This window comes from Microcystis sp. LE19-84.1B, from assembly GCF_027531875.1.
Lineage (GTDB): Bacteria > Cyanobacteriota > Cyanobacteriia > Cyanobacteriales > Microcystaceae > Microcystis > Microcystis panniformis.
The window spans coordinates 12510-30661 of record NZ_JAPZSR010000139.1 but is presented as its reverse complement, the minus strand read 5'-3'; the positions used below and the strand labels follow the sequence as shown (position 1 = coordinate 30661).

The 18152-nt window shown below is 40.3% G+C and carries 17 protein-coding genes, 1 tRNA gene and 2 pseudogenes; 10 read left to right on the top strand and 10 right to left on the bottom strand.

The genetic code is table 11. The features are described 5' to 3' along the window. Positions 1-43: 43 nt before the first annotated feature. Complete coding sequence (locus O9324_RS08600) at positions 44-334, bottom strand: hypothetical protein (RefSeq protein WP_002766975.1); 291 nt, start codon at positions 332-334, stop codon at positions 44-46. 484 nt (positions 335-818) lie between these two features. Between O9324_RS08600 and O9324_RS08595 the strand changes: the two genes are divergently transcribed. Then, on the top strand, positions 819-2549 hold the full coding sequence (locus tag O9324_RS08595; protein ID WP_288139961.1) for a diflavin flavoprotein: 1731 nt from the start codon (positions 819-821) through the stop codon (positions 2547-2549). Positions 2550-2621: 72 nt separating this feature from the next. Here O9324_RS08595 and O9324_RS08590 read toward each other — a convergent pair whose 3' ends face one another. Together O9324_RS08590 and O9324_RS08585 are read right to left on the bottom strand one after the other, a co-directional pair. Continuing rightward, on the bottom strand, positions 2622-3104 hold the full coding sequence (locus O9324_RS08590; protein ID WP_002766976.1) for a PIN domain-containing protein: 483 nt from the start codon (positions 3102-3104) through the stop codon (positions 2622-2624). Beyond that, positions 3091-3375, bottom strand: a complete 285-nt coding sequence (locus tag O9324_RS08585) for a UPF0175 family protein (RefSeq protein ID WP_002766977.1) — start codon at positions 3373-3375, stop codon at positions 3091-3093. Before O9324_RS08585 ends, O9324_RS08590 begins: the two co-directional genes overlap by 14 nt. A gap of 292 nt (positions 3376-3667) precedes the next feature. On the opposite strand from O9324_RS08585, the pseudogene O9324_RS08580 reads away from it, so the two are divergent. Both O9324_RS08580 and bchH read left to right on the top strand, forming a co-directional pair. Beyond that, positions 3668-3949, top strand: a pseudogene (locus O9324_RS08580) (flavin reductase family protein); the annotation flags it as partial. A gap of 381 nt (positions 3950-4330) precedes the next feature. After that, positions 4331-7996 (top strand): magnesium chelatase subunit H, encoded by a 3666-nt coding sequence (bchH, locus tag O9324_RS08575; RefSeq protein WP_288139960.1) that lies wholly within the window; start codon positions 4331-4333, stop codon positions 7994-7996. Positions 7997-8251: 255 nt separating this feature from the next. On the opposite strand, the gene moaC is transcribed toward bchH, so the two are convergent. Further along, positions 8252-8752 (bottom strand): cyclic pyranopterin monophosphate synthase MoaC, encoded by a 501-nt coding sequence (gene moaC, locus O9324_RS08570; RefSeq protein ID WP_288139959.1) that lies wholly within the window; start codon positions 8750-8752, stop codon positions 8252-8254. Positions 8753-8795: 43 nt separating this feature from the next. Here moaC and O9324_RS08565 point away from each other — a divergent pair. Further along, positions 8796-8869 (top strand) — tRNA-Arg (locus O9324_RS08565). Positions 8870-9060: 191 nt separating this feature from the next. Beyond that, the gene (locus tag O9324_RS08560) at positions 9061-10374 is read left to right on the top strand and encodes a tetratricopeptide repeat protein (protein ID WP_353851694.1); all 1314 of its coding nucleotides are present in this window, start codon (positions 9061-9063) and stop codon (positions 10372-10374) included. Positions 10375-10389: 15 nt separating this feature from the next. Here O9324_RS08560 and O9324_RS08555 read toward each other — a convergent pair whose 3' ends face one another. From O9324_RS08555 to O9324_RS08540, 4 genes are all read right to left on the bottom strand, one after another. Beyond that, a complete protein-coding gene (locus tag O9324_RS08555; protein WP_002766983.1) occupies positions 10390-10803 on the bottom strand; it encodes a type II toxin-antitoxin system VapC family toxin in 414 nt (137 codons plus the stop codon). Beyond that, entirely contained in the window at positions 10800-11063 is a 264-nt protein-coding gene (locus tag O9324_RS08550; RefSeq protein WP_002766985.1) for a hypothetical protein, read from the bottom strand. Before O9324_RS08550 ends, O9324_RS08555 begins: the two co-directional genes overlap by 4 nt. A 60-nt stretch (positions 11064-11123) precedes the next feature. Further along, the gene (locus O9324_RS08545; protein ID WP_002774365.1) at positions 11124-11375 is read right to left on the bottom strand and encodes a hypothetical protein; all 252 of its coding nucleotides are present in this window, start codon (positions 11373-11375) and stop codon (positions 11124-11126) included. A gap of 86 nt (positions 11376-11461) precedes the next feature. After that, complete coding sequence (locus O9324_RS08540; RefSeq protein ID WP_194033199.1) at positions 11462-11656, bottom strand: hypothetical protein; 195 nt, start codon at positions 11654-11656, stop codon at positions 11462-11464. Positions 11657-11884: 228 nt separating this feature from the next. Here O9324_RS08540 and O9324_RS08535 point away from each other — a divergent pair, with 228 nt between their 5' ends. Next, on the top strand, positions 11885-12043 hold the full coding sequence (locus O9324_RS08535) for a type II toxin-antitoxin system RelE/ParE family toxin (RefSeq protein WP_228008570.1): 159 nt from the start codon (positions 11885-11887) through the stop codon (positions 12041-12043). Continuing rightward, the gene (locus O9324_RS08530) at positions 12040-12369 is read left to right on the top strand and encodes a helix-turn-helix transcriptional regulator (protein ID WP_288139957.1); all 330 of its coding nucleotides are present in this window, start codon (positions 12040-12042) and stop codon (positions 12367-12369) included. The genes O9324_RS08535 and O9324_RS08530 overlap by 4 nt, the downstream gene beginning before the upstream one ends. 138 nt (positions 12370-12507) lie before the next feature. Here the strand turns inward: O9324_RS08530 and O9324_RS08525 are convergent. Continuing rightward, positions 12508-12876, bottom strand: a pseudogene (locus O9324_RS08525) (DUF5615 family PIN-like protein). Then, a complete protein-coding gene (locus O9324_RS08520) occupies positions 12867-13115 on the bottom strand; it encodes a DUF433 domain-containing protein (RefSeq protein WP_002743172.1) in 249 nt (82 codons plus the stop codon). The pseudogene O9324_RS08525 and the gene O9324_RS08520 overlap by 10 nt, the downstream one beginning before the upstream one ends. Positions 13116-13395: 280 nt before the next feature. Here O9324_RS08520 and O9324_RS08515 point away from each other — a divergent pair, with 280 nt between their 5' ends. The 3 genes from O9324_RS08515 to O9324_RS08505 all read left to right on the top strand — a co-directional run bounded on the left by O9324_RS08515 (position 13396) and on the right by O9324_RS08505 (position 18042). Continuing rightward, the gene (locus O9324_RS08515; protein ID WP_288139956.1) at positions 13396-14484 is read left to right on the top strand and encodes a tetratricopeptide repeat protein; all 1089 of its coding nucleotides are present in this window, start codon (positions 13396-13398) and stop codon (positions 14482-14484) included. Between the two features lie 307 nt (positions 14485-14791). Then, entirely contained in the window at positions 14792-14968 is a 177-nt protein-coding gene (locus O9324_RS08510) for a type II toxin-antitoxin system MqsA family antitoxin (RefSeq protein ID WP_288139955.1), read from the top strand. Positions 14969-15042: 74 nt separating this feature from the next. Continuing rightward, complete coding sequence (locus tag O9324_RS08505) at positions 15043-18042, top strand: tetratricopeptide repeat protein (RefSeq protein ID WP_502846578.1); 3000 nt, start codon at positions 15043-15045, stop codon at positions 18040-18042. Positions 18043-18152 lie beyond the last annotated feature (110 nt).

The window sequence follows — 18152 nt, the reverse complement described above, 5'->3', positions numbered from 1 at the left end:
CCGATTTTTTTCTAGACTGTTGGGATTGTCGAAAATTGAGATTTTAGCTTAAACGATGCCACTCGACGATTTTATTGCCTACTTTCAAAATAATTGCTTGACCTAAACCCAGTTCTTGTGTCACATTAACTAGATGGGCGAAATTTTGATGAGTGATTGCTAGTCCCTGCAAACAGGCTAGAAAATCGAGACAGAGAACCGTAGAAAATTCCCAAGTTTGTCGGTAAACACGGCAATTATCCGGTAAAAAAGCCACAAGAGTGCGAAAATGACTCAAAGCGGCTTTCTCAAAATTGGCGCTAGTGCAGTCAAAAGACGAGTGCTGATAGCTCATAAAAACTTTGCCTGATAGGGAGAGAGCAGGGTTTCCCCCAGACTAGCACTTCCCTTCTGGGGATCACCTTCCCTTTAGAATTTCTCAATAGACTGGCAAATCCCCCCAGAGGAGTATTCTTACCCGCGAACAAATTGCTAGAAGCTAGGTTTCTTCCCGGAGATGGTGTACTTTAGATATTGATGTCCTTCCGGCTGGCAAGATAACCTGTAAATTTCCCCACTCGTCCCTAGAACGTAGGTTGGGTTGAAGCATGAAACCCAACCCCCGATTATGTTACGCTACCGCTAACCCATCCTACAAATAATTGTACCTCCCTACTTAACCTGTAAATTTCCCCACTCGTCCCCAGCGATAAAAGGCTGTATTTAGTTAAAAATCAAGTGTTGACTTTGATGCCAAACTTGCCTAGTAAAAAATGATGACAGCCTCAAGTTGCCGCTTAACTAATTGACTACTTAACTGATAACTGGTAACTAAGATTATGAATAATGCAATTGTCAAACCGAGAGATGTACAAGTAGCACCGATTGCCGTCGATACTTTTGTTTTTCGTTCCCGCACTTGGGACCGGTTAAAATTCGAGATCGAATACGGATTACAAAAGGGAACCACCGCCAATAGTTATCTGATTAAAGGTGAAAAGGTCGCTCTTTTTGATCCACCAGGGGAATCATTCTCGGCCATATTTTTAGAGGCTTTAACTAAAAGAATCGACCCGAAAACTATTGATTATATTATCCTCGGTCACGTTAACCCCAATCGTGCCGTCACCCTCAAGGCACTTTTAGAAATTGCGCCTCAAGTCACTTTTGTTTGTTCCAATCCGGGGGCAATTTCCCTGAAAAAAATTCTTGAAACCGAAGCATTAAATCTGTTGGTTGTCAAGGGGGAAGAAATATTAAATTTAGGAGCAAACCATCAATTAGAATTTATCCCCACTCCTAACCCCAGATTTCCCGATCAACTCTGTACCTACGACAGCAAAACCGATATTCTCTACACCGATAAATTATTCGGAGCGCACGTTTGTGGCGACCAAATTTTTGATGAGGGTTGGAGCGTTTATAACGAAGATCGGCGTTATTATTTTGATTGTCTCATGGCTCCCTATGCCAGCCAAATTAGCAACGCTTTGGAGAAATTAGCCGCTAAATCGCCCTTATTTTATGCTGTTGGTCACGGTCCTCTGGTGCGTTACGGGATGCACGAATTGACCCTTTCCTATCAACAATGGTTAGCAGTACAAAAGTCCCAAGAGTTGACAATCGCCCTGATTTATGCTAGTGCCTACGGCAACACCGCCACCCTCGCTCAAGCGATCGCCATGGGGATCACGAAAGCGGGAGTAGCAGTGACGGCGATTAATGCCGAGTCCGCCGAACCGGACGAGATCAAAACGGCGATCGAAAAAAGTGTCGGTTTTATCTTTGGTTCCCCCACTTTGGGAGGACACGCACCGACTCCCATCCAAACCGCCTTGGGGATTACCCTAGCAAATGGCGATAAAAGCAAGCTGGTGGGGGTTTTTGGCTCCTACGGTTGGAGTGGGGAAGCGGTGGATCTTTTGGAAGGTAAATTCCGGGATGGCGGTTATCGCTTCGGTTTTGAGCCAATTCGGGTTAAATTTAAACCCACGGAGGCAATTTTAAAGACCTGTGAGGAAGCGGGAACCGATTTCGCTCAAGCAGTCAAAAAAGCTCGCAAAAGCAGACAACCGAAAACTAATGTTAACCAATCCCAAAGCGATCGGCGATCGCAAGCCCTGGGCCGTTTGGTGGGTTCTCTCTGTATCGTCACCTGCGAATTGGGAGAATTGCGCGGTGCCATGTTAGCCTCTTGGGTATCGCAAGCGACGTTCACTCCCCCCGGATTGACTATTGCCGTAGCGAAAGAACGAGCGATCGAGTCTCTGCTTTATAGCGGTACGCCTTTTGTCCTTAATATCCTCCAAGAAGGTCAACATTTGGCTTTAATGAAGCATTTTCTTAAACCTTTTACTCCAGGAGAAGATCGTTTCGCTAATATCGAAACCACTAAAGCTGAGAACGGTGGGCCGATTCTAGCCGAAGCGCTCGCTTATCTGGAATGTCGGGTAGAACAACGAATGGAATGCGGTGATCATTGGCTGCTTTATGCGATCGCAGAAAAAGGCAAGGTTTTACACCAGGGTTTAACCGCCATCCATCATCGCAAATCCAGCAGTTATTATTAACTCATGGTGACGGGCAAGGGATCGCAAAAAACAAGGGTTTCGGCCGATCCCGAAAGTGAACAATACTCTCCCCTATCCTTCTGCTACTGTTTGTAAAACAAGATCAATAAATTTCTGGCTGTAGTATATGCCTTGTTGTTGCATCGTTTCTATGTAAGGTTTGACTGCAGCGATCTTTCCCAACTGTTTTGCTTTAATTAAAATACCGATCGAACCTGTAATTGGAATATTGAGAGATTTACACACCTGACGAGCAGCTAATTCATCGATAAGCACTAAAGAGGCTTTTTGTTCTAGTGCAAGGACGATGACTTCTGATTCTCCTCGATCTAGAGTCGGTAATAGTAAGGAAACCTGCTGTTGAGAGGCGATTTCTCGGACAGAAATCCACTGTTCTCGTAATAGATCGATCGAGCCAGTTTTGTCTTGATCGTAAGTGCTGATTTCAAGAGCTACTGCCTTAGGAATAACGATGCTTTTAACTATTTCTTGTAAAAGACCGAGTTGACCAATTCGCGCAAAAGCGATGAGGGGAGTAGCGTTACTTACAATCATCAGGCTCCAGTTTTTCTATTCCCTTTAATTCAACCGCTAACGCCGATTCGTCATAATCAAACAATACAATCCCTTTTTTAGACAAAATATCCATAAATTCTAGGCGATTAATTCTCGCTAATTCCGCCGCTTTTCCTAAAGAAAGTCGCTTTTCTTGAAAATAATAAATAGCGGCCAGAAGTTTAATTTCTTGACCGAGTTCATCAATTCCTATTTTTAAAGCGGCAAGAACATCGGGAGAAAATTCTAGATTTAATGTTTCATTTTTCATTCTAAGTACCTAGTTAAAAATAAAGTTAACTTTAGAGACAAGGGAACTCCGGAACAGGGAACAGAAGGGTTTCTGACTTTTTTTAAGATGTCTCTTAATTATTACAGCTTACAGCGTTTCTCATAAGGATGGCAGCAATTCTCATTTTGAAACGATTTTGCGTTGTTTCAGCGATCTAGAGATTCGTTAAGAATTATTAACCCCTCTAGGTGCAAGGGTTTTAATGTCATGAAACCTTAAAATGAGAATTGCTGATAATACCTCCCATCGACTCTACCCACTTTATATCCATTTTGTCCTTAATATCCGGCAAGAAGGACAACATATAGCTTAAATGAAGCATTTTCTTAAACCTTTTACTCCAGGAGAAGATCGTTTCGCTAATATCGAAACCACTAAAGCTGAGAACGGTGGGCCGATTTTGGCCGAGGCGCTCGCTTATCTGGAATGTCGGGTGGAACAACGAATGGAGTGCGGTGATCATTGGCTGCTTTATGCGATCGCAGAAAAAGGTAAGGTTTTACACCAAGGTTTAACCGCCATCCATCATCGCAAATCCGGCAGTTATTATTAATTTGTCGTTATGATCATTTCAGGGGGTGTTTTCAGGCAGGATAACCCACCCTGATTGGTCTAATCTAATACTAAATCAGGCTACATATCAGGATAGACACTCCCGCAAGTGCAGTGACTCTTAAATTATTACAGATGTATCAGCGGCTGCGTGTAAGCATCCCACCGAAAAACTAATGCGCGGGGGGTTTGGGGGCGGCGCCACGCCCCCAACGGGGGGTTTGGGGGGTAGAACCCCCCAAAGGCTTGGATTGAGTGATAAAATCGCAAGTAATACGGCCATCCGTTGAGTATAAGCTACATATCAGGAGAGGCACTCATGCAAAAGGGGGAATAAATAATCAGTTTTTAATAACCAGATTTAGTATAAAAATATATTCTTATGAAAAGCATTGTTTTAATTGTTGGCTTTGAAACCTTTAACACCAATTTATATCGGCAATCGGGCCTGTTGGCTAGTTCTAAATGTCCCGATTTAGAAGTAAAAGTATTCAGCGATAAATCCTTGACTAGCGAACCGGAAATAGTCGAGCAAGCTTTAGCCACTGCTGACGTTTTTTTTGCTAGTTTGATCTTCGATTACGATCAAGTTACTTGGCTGCGGCAACGAGCGGCACAGATTCCCATTCGCTTAGTTTTTGAGTCTGCTTTAGAGTTAATGAGTTTAACCCGTTTGGGAGAATTTGCCATCGGGGATAAACCCAAAGGAATGCCAAAACCAATTCAATTTATCTTGAGTAAATTTTCCAGTGGCAAGGAAGAAGATAAGTTAGCCGGTTATCTCAGTTTCCTTAAAACTGGTCCGAAACTACTGAAATTTATTCCCGCTAAAAAAGTTCAAGATTTGCGTAATTGGTTAATTATCTACGGTTATTGGAATGCGGGAGGAACCGAAAATGTGGCCGCTATGTGTTGGGTAATTGCCCAAAAATATCTAGGATTAAAAGTACAGGAAATACCCGAAGTTATCGAAACTCCCAATAAGGGACTATTACACCCAGATTATCAGGGTTATTTTCTCACTCCCCAAGAATATTTGACCTGGTATAAAAAAAATAAATCCCTTGATCAACCAGTGGTGGCACTGCTGCTTTATCGGAAGCACGTTATCAGTAAACTACCCTATATTAATCAATTAATCCGTCATTTTGAAACGGCTAATTTAATTCCCCTACCCGTGTTTATTAACGGAGTGGAAGGTCATACAATTGTTCGGGATTGGTTAACCACAGACTACGAAATTCAGCAAAGAAAAAAAGGAATCATTGAAACTCCTTCTTTAAGTGAAGATGCGGTGACAGTAGATGCAATTGTTTCGACGATTGGCTTTCCTTTGGTGGGGGGTCCTGCGGGTTCTATGGAAGCAGGAAGACAGGTAGAAGTGGCTAAACGAATTCTGTCGGCTAAAAATATTCCTTATCTTATCGCTGCCCCTTTATTGATTCAAGATATTTATTCTTGGACAAGACAGGGAATCGGTGGTTTACAGAGTGTGGTTCTGTACGCTTTACCAGAATTAGACGGGGCAATTGATACAATTCCTCTGGGGGGATTAGTGGGGGAAACTATCTATTTAATCCCCGAAAGATTACAGCGTTTAACTGGACGTTTAAATAGTTGGATTAAGTTACATAAAACCCCTCCCCAAGAACGCAAAATAGCCATCATTCTCTATGGATTTCCCCCGGGTTATGGGGCAGTTGGTACGGCAGCTTTATTAAATGTTCCCCGGAGTTTAGTTAAGTTTTTACAAGCTTTACAAGCGCAGGGTTATAATCTGGGAACGATTCCCGAAGACGGGGAAGAAATTATTCAAAAAGTTAAGTTTGCCGATGATGAAAATCTCTCTAAACAAAATCGTTTATCGATAGAAACTTTAGAAAATTGGCTAGGTTATCTGTTAACTTCTCGCATCGAAAAACACTGGAAATCCCTAAAAGATGCGGGGATAAAAACTATTGGCGACCAATATCATTTAGGGGGAATTGAGTTAGGTAATATCTGGATTGGAGTGCAACCACCTTTAGGAATTGCTGGGGATCCGATGCGGTTAATGTTTGAAAAAGATTTAACTCCTCACCCTCAGTATGCAGCCTTTTATCAGTGGTTACAAAAAGATTTTAAGACCGATGCGCTCGTTCATTTTGGTATGCACGGAACTGTCGAATGGCTGCCCGGTTCACCACTAGGAAATACCGGTTATTCTTGGTCAGATATTTTATTAGGAGATTTACCCAATTTATATATTTATGCCGCTAATAATCCCTCGGAATCTATCCTAGCTAAACGTCGCGGTTATGGGGTGTTAATTTCCCATAATGTGCCTCCCTACGGACGAGCGGGATTATATAAAGAATTGATGATTTTACGAGATTTGATTGCAGAGTTTCGAGAAAATCCTGAGAAAAATTACGCTTTAAGAGATAGTATCCTCCAAAAGATTATTGATACAGGTATCTCTAAAGATTGTCCTTTTCTGGAAGCAGAAAAACAGGGAATAGAATTCACTTTAGAAAATGCCAAATTATTTAGCCGCTATGCACTAACCGATTATTTTGTCAAGGTGTATAATTACCTACAAATCGTCGAACAAAGACTATTTTCTTCGGGTTTACACACCCTAGGAACTGCTCCTAATCAGGAAGAATTAAAAGGTTATCTTGATGCTTATTTTACCGATTTATCTGAGCGAGAATTTCAGCAAATTATCGCTGATGAAGCAACCAATGAAAAGGTTAAAGAAGGCATTACTATTAAAAATTTATTAGGACAAAATAGCGAAGAATTAACTAATCTTTTGCGGGGATTAAATGGCGAATATGTACCACCGGCACCGGGGGGGGATTTACTCCGGGATGGTGCGGGAGTTTTGCCCACAGGACGTAATATACACGCTTTAGACCCTTACCGGATGCCTTCCCCCGCAGCCTACACTCGCGGACGAGAAATCGCCAAAAAACTCCTAGAACAAAACTTAACCGAAAAAGGAAAATATCCCGAAACTGTAGCAGTTTTACTCTGGGGATTAGATGTGATTAAAACTAAGGGTGAATCCCTGGGTATTCTCTTAGAATTAGTCGGTGCGGAACCGGTGAAAGAGGGAACAGGAAGAATTGTCAGGTATGAATTAAAACCTTTAGGGGAAATTGGACACCCGCGCATCGATATTTTGGCTAATTTATCGGGAATTTTTCGAGATACTTTTATCAATATTATCGAGTTATTGGATGATTTAATGCAGCGGGCAGCCGAGATAGAAGAATCGGAAAATGATAATTATATCCGTAAGCACTATTTAGCCTTAAAAAGTCAAGGAATTGACAATGCCAGCGCTCGTTTATTTTCCAATCCTGCCGGGGATTTTGGCTCTTTAGTTAATGACCAAGTAGTGGAGGGAAATTGGGACAATGACAACGAATTAGCGAAAACTTGGGAAAAGCGTAATGTTTTTAGTTATGGTCGTCAAGATAAGGGACAAGCGCGACCAGAAGTGCTACAACAGTTATTAAAAACCAGTGAAAGTATTATCCAAGAAATTGACTCGGTAGAATACGGTTTAACCGATATTCAGGAATACTACGGCAACACGGGAGGATTAAAATTAGCTGCAGAAAAACAAAGCGGTAAACCGGTGATGACGAGTTTTGTCGAGAGTTTTTCCAATGATACAACTCCCCGCAAATTAGAGGAGGTTTTGCGCTTAGAATACCGCAGTAAACTACTCAATCCTAAATGGGCCAATGCCATGGTTAATCAAGGTTCCGGTGGGGCCTACGAAATCTCCCAAAGAATGACCGCTTTAATTGGTTGGGGCGGTACGGCTAATTTTAGTGACGATTGGGTGTATGATCAGGCAGCCGATACCTATGCTTTTGATGCAGAAATGGCGGAAAAATTGCGTCAAGCTAATCCCGAAGCTTTCCGCAATATTGTCGGTAGAATGTTAGAAGCACAGGGTCGCGGTTTTTGGCAAGCAGACCCCGATAAATTAGAGAAATTACAGGAATTATATCAATTGACCGATGAAAAATTAGAAGGGGTTACTTAGGGTTGGCTGAATAAATCTAAAAACCTTGTTGGATAATATCTTTAGGCTTTTTTGAAATCAAAAAGTGCCAGCGATTGGAGTGATTGGGGGGAAAATTCAGGTACTTTTCCCCCGAAACTTAGGTAATTGACTCCCTGAAAATTGGTACAACCCCACACCCCACACCCCACCTACCCCCCCGATGTCGGGGGGGGTTGGGGGGGTCACACCCTGACACCAGGAAAAACTTTTTGCCGCAAACCCTACTTAGAGTTTTCATCGCAACAGGGAATCCTTGGCATAATCTGATTTCCCTCCTGTTTTACTCAGCAGACGGATATTTTCAATCAGGATTGATTTTTCTAAAGCTTTAGCCATATCGTATAAAGTCAAGGCTGCCACCGATACTGCCGTTAAAGCCTCCATTTCTACCCCAGTTTCCGATTTTGTCACCACTTCTGCCCGAATTTCGTAACCGGGTAACTCTGCTTTCGGGATAATCTGAACATTGATTTTTTGCAGGGGTAAGGGATGGCAAAGGGGAATTAAGCAGGAAGTTTGTTTGGCCGCCATAATTCCCGCTAGTCTGGCCGTCCCTAAAACGTCACCTTTAGGCGCATTTCCCTGTTCTATGGCTTCAAAAGTCGTTTTTAGCATTCTCACTTGTCCTAGGGCGATAGCAGTGCGTTTGGTGGGCATTTTCTCCGATACATCCACCATCTGGGCCTGGCCTTGGCTGTCGAGATGAGATAATTTTTCTTTACCCTCTTGCGTCATTGAATGAACCTGTGCTATAGTGGTTTACTGTTGGGAAAAACAAGGGCTTGTAGCTTAGTGGATTAGAGCGTGTGGCTACGGACCACAAGGTCGGGAGTTCGAGTCTCTCCAAGCCCGTTAGATACAATGGCATATACTACAGGAATTAGGGGCCTATGGTTCCTAATTCCTTTGCTTTTTTACCCCATCTCCCCATCTTCCCACTTTTCTATACTTTTTAAACAGGATTTAGCATCATCAGCCAGTTTTGCTGGAGTATTTTTTACCCTCAAACAGTGAAAGAAACTAAACTTTTAGGATTGTATAATATGAATTTTCCCTCACCTGCGCCGACACCCTTTCAAGTTGCTTTAGAGCGTTACCAGAATGCTCTAAATTATTTAGATACTTCTCATAAGAAATCTCTGAAAAAAGAACAGGCTTTAGAAATTCTTACCGCCAGAGATGCTCTTCAGAAACGAATGGAAGCCGAGGCGGAAATTTCGGTTGATATGTGGTCAAAATTAATCGAACAAGATAATAGATTAAAACAGAAGAGTTACAAAGTAAATCAGGTTCTTGATTTAGCTGAATATCGGGAGACTTTTCCTATTTCTGCTCAAGCTTGGTGGTGGCATTTAGAAAGCAGGGAATCTCTGCATCCTTGCAATCGCTTTGATTGGCTATTGAGAATCGGTAAACTGGTTTTATTAGGGGTTAATTTTACATTAATCGGAACGATTGCTACTCGGTTTCTTAGTGGGGGTTCAGGTTTGCTAGAAATAGGAGGTGTTATTTTTTCGACTTTCATTTCTTTATTACAAACTGAAAATGCTCTCACACGAACGCGCCAGAAGGGTTTTGTTAAGTTAATGAAATTTCTTGGGATTGCTGAACATTGGTATGAAGAAATACAGTTTTCTGTAACAGTAATAGTCTTTGCTTTTCTCTTGGGAATTTATCTAAATTTCTCTTGGTTTTCTGAGTTTTATAAGCAAACAGGAAGCCGTTTACAATCTCCTCCGCCAGCAAGTCAAGAACTTCCTAATTTAGCCTCAGCCGAAGAGAAGTATTTAAAAGCAATTGAGTTAAACCCAGATAATTTAGATGCTCATTATAAGTTGGCAACACTTTATGAAGAGTTACAGGATTTGACTAATGGGAAGAAACACTATTTAATTGCGGCAAAAGGTGGTTTTATAGATGCTTATAATAATCTCGCTTATTGGTATCTGCGCGAGAATAAGAATGCAGAAGCGGTAGAGTTACTGGAAAAAGCTAAGAGATTATTAGCAGAAAAAGATGAAAAGTTAGACCAATTTACTGAAGATGAGAAACGCAATTTAGCATTACAAAAATATAGTATTTATAAAAATCTAGGCTGGGCCAGATTTAAGCAAAATCGCAGTGAAGATGCAATTGCTAATCTTTTAGTTGCTATTGGTATCGCTGAAAATCCAGCTTATCAGAAATTTATCCGCAATCCCGGTGCTGCTTTTTGTATTTATGCTCAACTTTTAGAGAAAGAAGACAAGAAATTATCTCAGGAAAATTGGCGTAAATGTATTAAGTTAGCCGAAGGGAGGGTAATTAATACAGAGGAGGAGCAATGGTTATATGAAGCGAGAAAAAAATTAAAGTGAAGTAAAGTTTAGTGACTATTCTCTGAGTAATGCACTAAATCCTTCTTGCTGAAAATGCTTATCAAAGGTTAAGATTTCATTGATTTCTAGTTGTCTCATAATCTGCATTGAAGCACAATCAGTTAAACTGTAACCTTTGTCTAATCGTCTTTGGTAAAAATCAAAAGCTTGCTGAAATTGTTCACTGGTTTGGGGAATGATTTCTATACTAGAATCGTTTTTCAAATCGTTGGTTAAGTTAATAGCAGATTGGCGTAGATAATCTCCTCTTCCTGACAATGCGTTAAGTAATTCTGTCAAAATCATTTCGCTAGTAATTCCTGTAAATTTTCCTAGTCTTACTGTCATTAGTGTGGCAAGTTCATGGAGATTGTCTCTATAATCAGCGAGTGCTTGCAAATAGGATGTATCTAAGAAAATTTTTCTCATTCTTCCTCATCTTCTCTTGGTGCGCCGTACATATAGTGTTCAAAATTACGCGCAAAGTCTGTAGGTAAGTGTTTTCGCCATTCTGATTGGGGAACAAGTGCGCCAATTTCTGCAATTCTTTGCCAAAAAGGTTTTTTGCGGAATTCGGGATCAGCTTGAAGTTGAGCGAATTTTGCTTGTAATTCAGCTATTGTCGGAAGTTCCTCTATTGTCGGAATTTCTTCTGTGCGAGTGGGATTGTTTGGGGGATTCATAATCATTTAGTGGGATTGGTTTACTACATATATTATAACTTTGAATTGACGTTAGTTCTGTGTTTGTTATTCTTCCTCATCTTCTCTCGGTGCGCCGTACATATAATGTTCCGCGTTACGCGCAAAGTCTCTGGGAAAGTGTTTTCGCCATTCTGATTGGGGAACAACGTTACCAATCTCAACAATTCTTTGCCAAAAAGGTTTTTTGCGAAATTCTGGGTCATTTTCTAGTGCATCCCATTTAGCATCGAGTTCTTCCATTGATAACTCAGGCTCTTCGGATGTGTTAGAGGTTGAATGATTGTTTAAGTTAGTCATGATTAAAGTTTCCTTTTAGATTAAAGAGAATAAGTTAATAATAACCTAAATTATCTGGTCAGGTAAATGTTTTGCGAAAATTTGTTTCATTCTTCCTCATCTTCTCTTGGTGCGCCGTACATATAGTGTTCAAAATTACGCGCAAAGTCTGTAGGTAAGTGTTTTCGCCATTCTGATTGGGGAACAACGTTACCAATTTCTATAATTTGTTGCCAGATAGGTTTTGCTAAAAATTCTGGGTCATTTTCCAGTGCATCCCATTTAGCATCGAGTTCTTCCATTAAATCGTCTGATTCTACAGTTGAGTGAGGTTTTTGTTTGTCCATACTTGATAAGAAGTGATAGTTTGTTTTTATCATAGCATTTTTGAGTTGGAGCGAGGTACGGAGATTATCGAGGGGAATTAACCACAGAGACACAAAGAACACAGAGATTATTCAGCGATATTATAATTTATACTGATGATGGCAAGAGAGCCGAATGTTTAACTGAAAGCTTGACATTGTTTTATGTGGCGTGTTTTATTTGCCTTTGATCCTCATCGACAAGCAATTTTACTTGTTGGGGGGAACAAGTCAGGTAACAAAAGATGGTACAAAGAAAATATTCCTATAGCAGATCAACGTTATCAAAAATATCTGGAAAAACTTAAGGAAGAAAAGTTATGAAAGAATATACTAACTTCTCGGAAGAATTTAATAAACTTGGTAAAGAACGACAAGCAAGTATTAAAGCAAGAGCTTCTCAAATTTATTTAGAGGAACTTACGCTTAAGTATTTGCAAGAAAAACTAAGTTTATCTTCATCAGAATTGGCAGAGCATCTTGAAGTACAGCAATCAATAGTACCTAAACTTAAACAAGAGCAAAATCTAGAGCTAAATACACTGCGCGAAGTAGTTAACGCCTTAGGTGGAACTGTCGAAATTATTGTCAAAATTCCCAACAAAGAACCTATAATTATTGGTGACTATTCAGAAACGAAGTGTAATTAACCACAGAGACACAGAGGACAGGGAGATTATTTGCCAATGTTATAATTTGTACTCAATAATAAAGGTGTTCGCTTTTGGAACACAATATTTAAGATGGAATTAACGGGAAGACTCCATGAACGCTATAAAGCAAAAATCTTAAATTGGTAAAAGTCTAATCCGAAAAATACGATCTGTTACTGACACAATTGCTCCCGTCTTTAATGCTTTTGTACAATCTCGTAAAACTATAGTTAAACGCTGATTAATTAGATTGTAGTTTTCATTGCCTAAACGGAATAGGATGACACTTGGTAAATTATCACCACTAATAGCGAGAAGTTGAGAAAAATCTAGATCGACAGTTAAAATTATCCGCTTTTCTCTTTTTGCTTTGGCAAGAATTTCCTGATCAGATAAAGTTTGTAAGCCTTCATCTCGAAGATGAATGACATCATAACCTTATTCTCTTAACCATGAGACTGTACGCAGAGAAATCCCCATATCGGCTAGAAACTCTATCTCCATTGCTCGATTAATTCAAAATGATGAACTTGTTCTCTGGCTAACCAAGAAGCATATAATAAACATTGGTGAATATCTTCTCTTTCTAGGTCAGGGTATTCCTCTAATATTTCCTCTATCGGCTTTTCGTTAGCAAGTAGATTAAGAATTAAAGAAACAGGAATACGCATTCCTCGAATACAGGCTTGACCTGCCATAATTTTGGAGTTAAAAGTAATTCGGTCTAATTGTTTTAAGGTCATATAGTTTCCAGAAATATGAAGATGATACCTGTGGTAATTTTATTATAGCTAATTCTATAGTTGCGAGTGGAAGTGGGAAATTACTCCTTCAGTGAGGGTGCAAAGCTTGTCTCCAACCCCATAGGGAAGATTAGGGAATGGTGAGGTTTTAAGTTGTAGTAGTATAGTATAACAAGTTAGACGAGAAAACGGGTTTTTTGAAAAAACCCGTTTTCTGAAATTTTATGACTAAAGTTCAACAACGAACCTAATTAAAGCCAAACCCCAATTGATTCAACCCATGAATAAATTTCTCAAACTCTTTACCCCCATTTCCCTGATATTAATTACTGTAGGATTTCCGGCGGCGACTTTTAGCAACACTGTTGGAGTTAACACGATTTTTGAGGTAAAGGGGAAAGTTACCGTTAAAAAACCACAATGGAAGAAACCGCTTCCTGCTTCCGTCGGACTTACCCTCAGTTTTGATGATAAGTTAGAAGTGGCAGCTAACGCTTCGGTTAAGGTTTATTGTAGTAATCTCAAGCAGTGGACGGTTAAACCGGGAAAGTATATTGTTTCTAATGGCTGTCCTCGGGGAAATCCTGTGATTCCACTTCCCAATAGTAATAATCTTACCCTCCGTCCAACAGGAAAAACAGAGAAAGTTTTAGCAAAATTACCTTATCTAATTACTCCTCGTCAAACGAATATTCTCACCAATCGTCCTCCCCTGCGGTGGAATGCGGTTCCGGGTGCAACTAATTATACTATCAAAATAGATGGGGTTAATTGGGAAACGCAGACAAATAAAACTGAGATAGTCTATCCCGGTGAACCTCTTCTGGAAGCAGGAAAGCGATATCGAGTAATCATAGAAGCTGATAATGGTGCGTCTTCTAGACGTGATGATGAAAACGTCGGGTTTACAGTATTAGATGAACAGACTCAAAAAACGGTTTTAGATGCTGTTAAAGCTGTTCAACAGCAGCAATTATCCCCAGAGGAAGCAGGGTTAGTTTTAGCGCATCTTTATCGAGGTTATGGGTTGTATGGGGATGCGGTTGAGGTATTAGAAGGATTGGTCAAGCAAAATAGTCAGGTTGCTACGGTTTATCAACTGTTAGGAGATACTTACCTTAAGATAGGGTTGCCTCAGTTGGCAAAAAAACCTTATGATAAGGCGTTAAAACTGGCAACAAATACGCAGAATTTGTCAGGACAAGCGGAGATACAAGCGGGTTTAGGAATAGCTTATCGTCTCTTGGGAAATAAGAATGAGGCGATACAGTGGTTAACCAAGGCGAAGGGGACTTATAATCAGTTAGGAGATACTTCGCAGGTTCAGGAATTGGATAAAACAATTAATGACATTTTAAGGAGGGAGTAAGGATGAAAGTTAAATTATGGATAATAGCTACTACTTTGAAGTACAATTAATATTTGATGTGGAACGGGATCATTATCAGTGGATGAATGTAGAATGGGAAGGTTTCGCTTGTTCCAAGTCGCTTGTTCCAAGGCTCTGCCTTGGAACACAATATTTAAGGCTCTGCCTTAAATATTGTGTTCAGGTAGAACCTGAATAAAGCGTTCCCAGGTAGAACCTGGGAACGAGATGATGGTACTTAAAACAAATTCTCCTTATTACAAATACGTCAACAAATATGTATGAATTATTTAATTAGGAGATAATTATGTTTGTCTGTCATGTATGTGGTGCAAACGATGCCGAAGAAAAATTAGTCGATGAAACTTTTAGAATTGATGGCAGCCTAATCTTAGTTGAAAAAATCCCCGCTCAAGTATGTTATAATTGTGGTGAGGTTGTTTTTAGTAGTGAAACAGCAGAAAAAATCAGAATTTTACTATAGCGAAAGGCTCAACCCGACAAATCTATTCAAGTTGATGTTTTTGCCTATCAATAAACTCTAGGGATAAAAAACCAATGAAAGTATCAATCAAATCAGGGATAGCGGTTGTCGTCATTACCGGGATGATGGGATTATCGGGAGTCATGTTAAACCCAACGGTGGGACAGGTGATTTCTCAGGTTTCACCGCAAGATAAATTAGCCGAAGCAGAGAAGCTAACTCAGCAAGTTATTCAATTGTATCAGCAGGGGAAATATAACGAGGCGATTCCCCTAGCAGAACAAGCTTTAGCTATCTATAAACAACAATTAGGAGACAACCATCCCGATACCGCACAAAGTCTCAACAATTTGGCTGCACTTTACTATTCCCAAGGAAGATACAGCGAAGCTGAACCCCTCTTCAAAGAAGCCTTAGCTATCAGGAAACAACAATTAGGAGACAACCATCCCGATACCGCACAAAGTCTCAACAATTTGGCAGCACTTTACGAGTCTCAAGGAAGATACAGTGAAGCCGAACCCCTCTTAAAACAAGCCTTAACTATCAGGAAACAACAATTAGGAGACAACCATCCCGATACCGCACAAAGTCTCAACAATTTGGCAGAACTTTACAGGGTTCAAGGAAGATACAGTGAAGCCGAACCCCTGTACAAACAAGCTTTAGCTATCTGGAAACAACAATTAGGAGACAACCATCCCGATACCGCCACCAGTCTCAACAATTTGGCATTACTTTACTATTCCCAAGGAAGATACAGCGAGGCCGAACCCCTTTACAAACAAGCCTTAGCTATCTACAAAAAACAATTAGGAGACAACCATTCCAATACTGCACTAAGTCTCAACAATTTGGCAGAACTTTACAGAGTTCAAGGAAGATACAGTGAAGCCGAACCCCTCTACAAACAGGCTTTAGCTATCAGCAAACAACAATTAGGAGACAACCATCCCGATACCGCCATTAGTCTCAACAATTTGGCAGGACTTTACTATTCCCAAGGAAGATACAGCGAGGCCGAACCTCTCTTAAAACAAGCATTAGCTATCCATAAACAACAATTAGGAGACAACCATCCCGACACTGCTTCCAGTCTCAACAGTTTGGCTGCACTTTACAAGTCTCAAGGAAGGTACAAAGAAGCTGAACCCCTCTACAAACAAGCCTTAGCTATCAGGAAACAACAATTAGGAGACAACCATCCCTCTACCGCCACCAGTCTCAACAATTTGGCAGGACTTTACGAGTCTCAGGGAAGGTACAAAGAAGCTGAACTCCTCTACAAACAGGCTTTAGCTATCTTCAAACAACAATTAGGAGACAACCATCCCGATACCGCCACCAGTCTCATCAATTTGGCTTTATTTTACCAGTCTCAAGATGATATTCCTCAAGCAATTAATTATCGAACCCAAGGACTTGCAGTACAAGAATACAACCTCTCAGAAAATTTAAAAATGGGGGATGACAAGCAAAAACAAGATTATATGGCAAAGGTTTTAGGGACGACTAATGGGGTGATTTCCCTCAATCTTCAAGCTGCACCGAATAACCCAGAAGTAACCCGTCTCGCCTTGAAAACTATCTTAGAACGTAAAGGACGAATTTTAGATGTTTCAACCAATAGCTTACAAATTCTCCGACAACGTACTGATGACCTCGAAAGTCAACAATTATTAACTCAACTGATTGAAGTTCGGACTCAACTATCTAATCTGACTTTTAAAAAGCCTGATGATTTTCCCTCAGAAGAAATTTACCGTCAACAACTTAACGAAGTTACCGCAAAAGCAAAAGAAATAGAGGGTAAAATCGGTGTTCGTAGTGCCGAATTTCGTAGCCTATCCCAACCCATTACCCTGGAAGGTATTCAAAAACTAATTCCTGCTGATGCTGCTTTAGTTGAAATAGTCCGCTATCAACCTTATAATCCTAAAAATGATAGTTTTGGCATTCCTCGCTATGCTGTTTATATTCTCTATCCCAATGGTGACATCAAAGCCAAGGATTTAGGAGAAGCTAAACCGATTGATGACAAATTAATTTACTTCCGTGACAATCTTGCAGACGCACAAACTCCTATTCCTCAACTGCAAAAATCAGCGCGTCAACTTGATGAGACATTGATGCAGCCTATCCGTCAATTATTAGGCAATACTAAAACAATTCTGCTTTCTCCTGATGCTGCACTTAATTTAATTCCCTTTGAAGCTTTAGTAGATGAAAATAATCAATACTTAGTGGAAAATTATCATATTACTTACCTCACTTCTGGACGAGATTTCCTGCGCCTAAAAGATAAATTTGCTAGTCAACAATCTCCCCTTATTGTAGCTGATCCTTTCTACGGTAAAGCAGGGGAAAAAGTCGCTCTCACTCGTTCCATCGACCTGTCTGAGTTTACTTTTCCCGGTCTTCCGGGTACAGAACAAGAAGCTAAAGCGATTAAAAATATCTTACCTCAAGCCACTGTTTTAACTGGTTCTCAAGCCACAGAAAACGCCGTCAAACAAGTTAAAAAACCAAATATTCTCCACATCGCTACTCATGGTTTTTTTAAACCGGAACGTAATTTGGGCGAACGTAATTCGGGCGAACGCAATTCGCCCCTACAAGGTGAACGTAATGTGGTTGAAAATCCTTTATTGCGTTCTGGGTTAGTTTTAGCAGGAGTTAAAATCGGTCAAAGTGCAGGAGATGATGGGGTTTTAACTGCTTTAGAAACTACCAATTTAAACTTAGTCGGAACCAAATTAGTTGTCCTTTCCGCTTGCGATACGGGGAAAGGAGATATTAAAATCGGTCAGGGAGTTTATGGATTGCGCCGTGCTTTAGTTATTGCGGGAAGTGAAAGCCAATTAATTAGCCTTTGGAAAGTATCTGATGATGCAACTAAAGATTTAATGGTCGCCTATTATGGACGCTTAAAAAAAGGAGAAGGACGCAGTGAATCTTTAAGACAAATTCAACTAGGAATGCTCAAGGGTGAGAAGCAAAAACATCCTTTTTATTGGGCAAGTTTTATTCCTTCTGGTGATGCAACTTCGATGGAGTTTAGTTCATATCCATAAACACAATGCAATATTTGCTATCACCCAACTAAAAATCATGAAAAATACTGTCACTCTAGAAGAAATACTCCAATTAACCAAGCAACTTTCCTCATGCGAGGGTGTGGCCT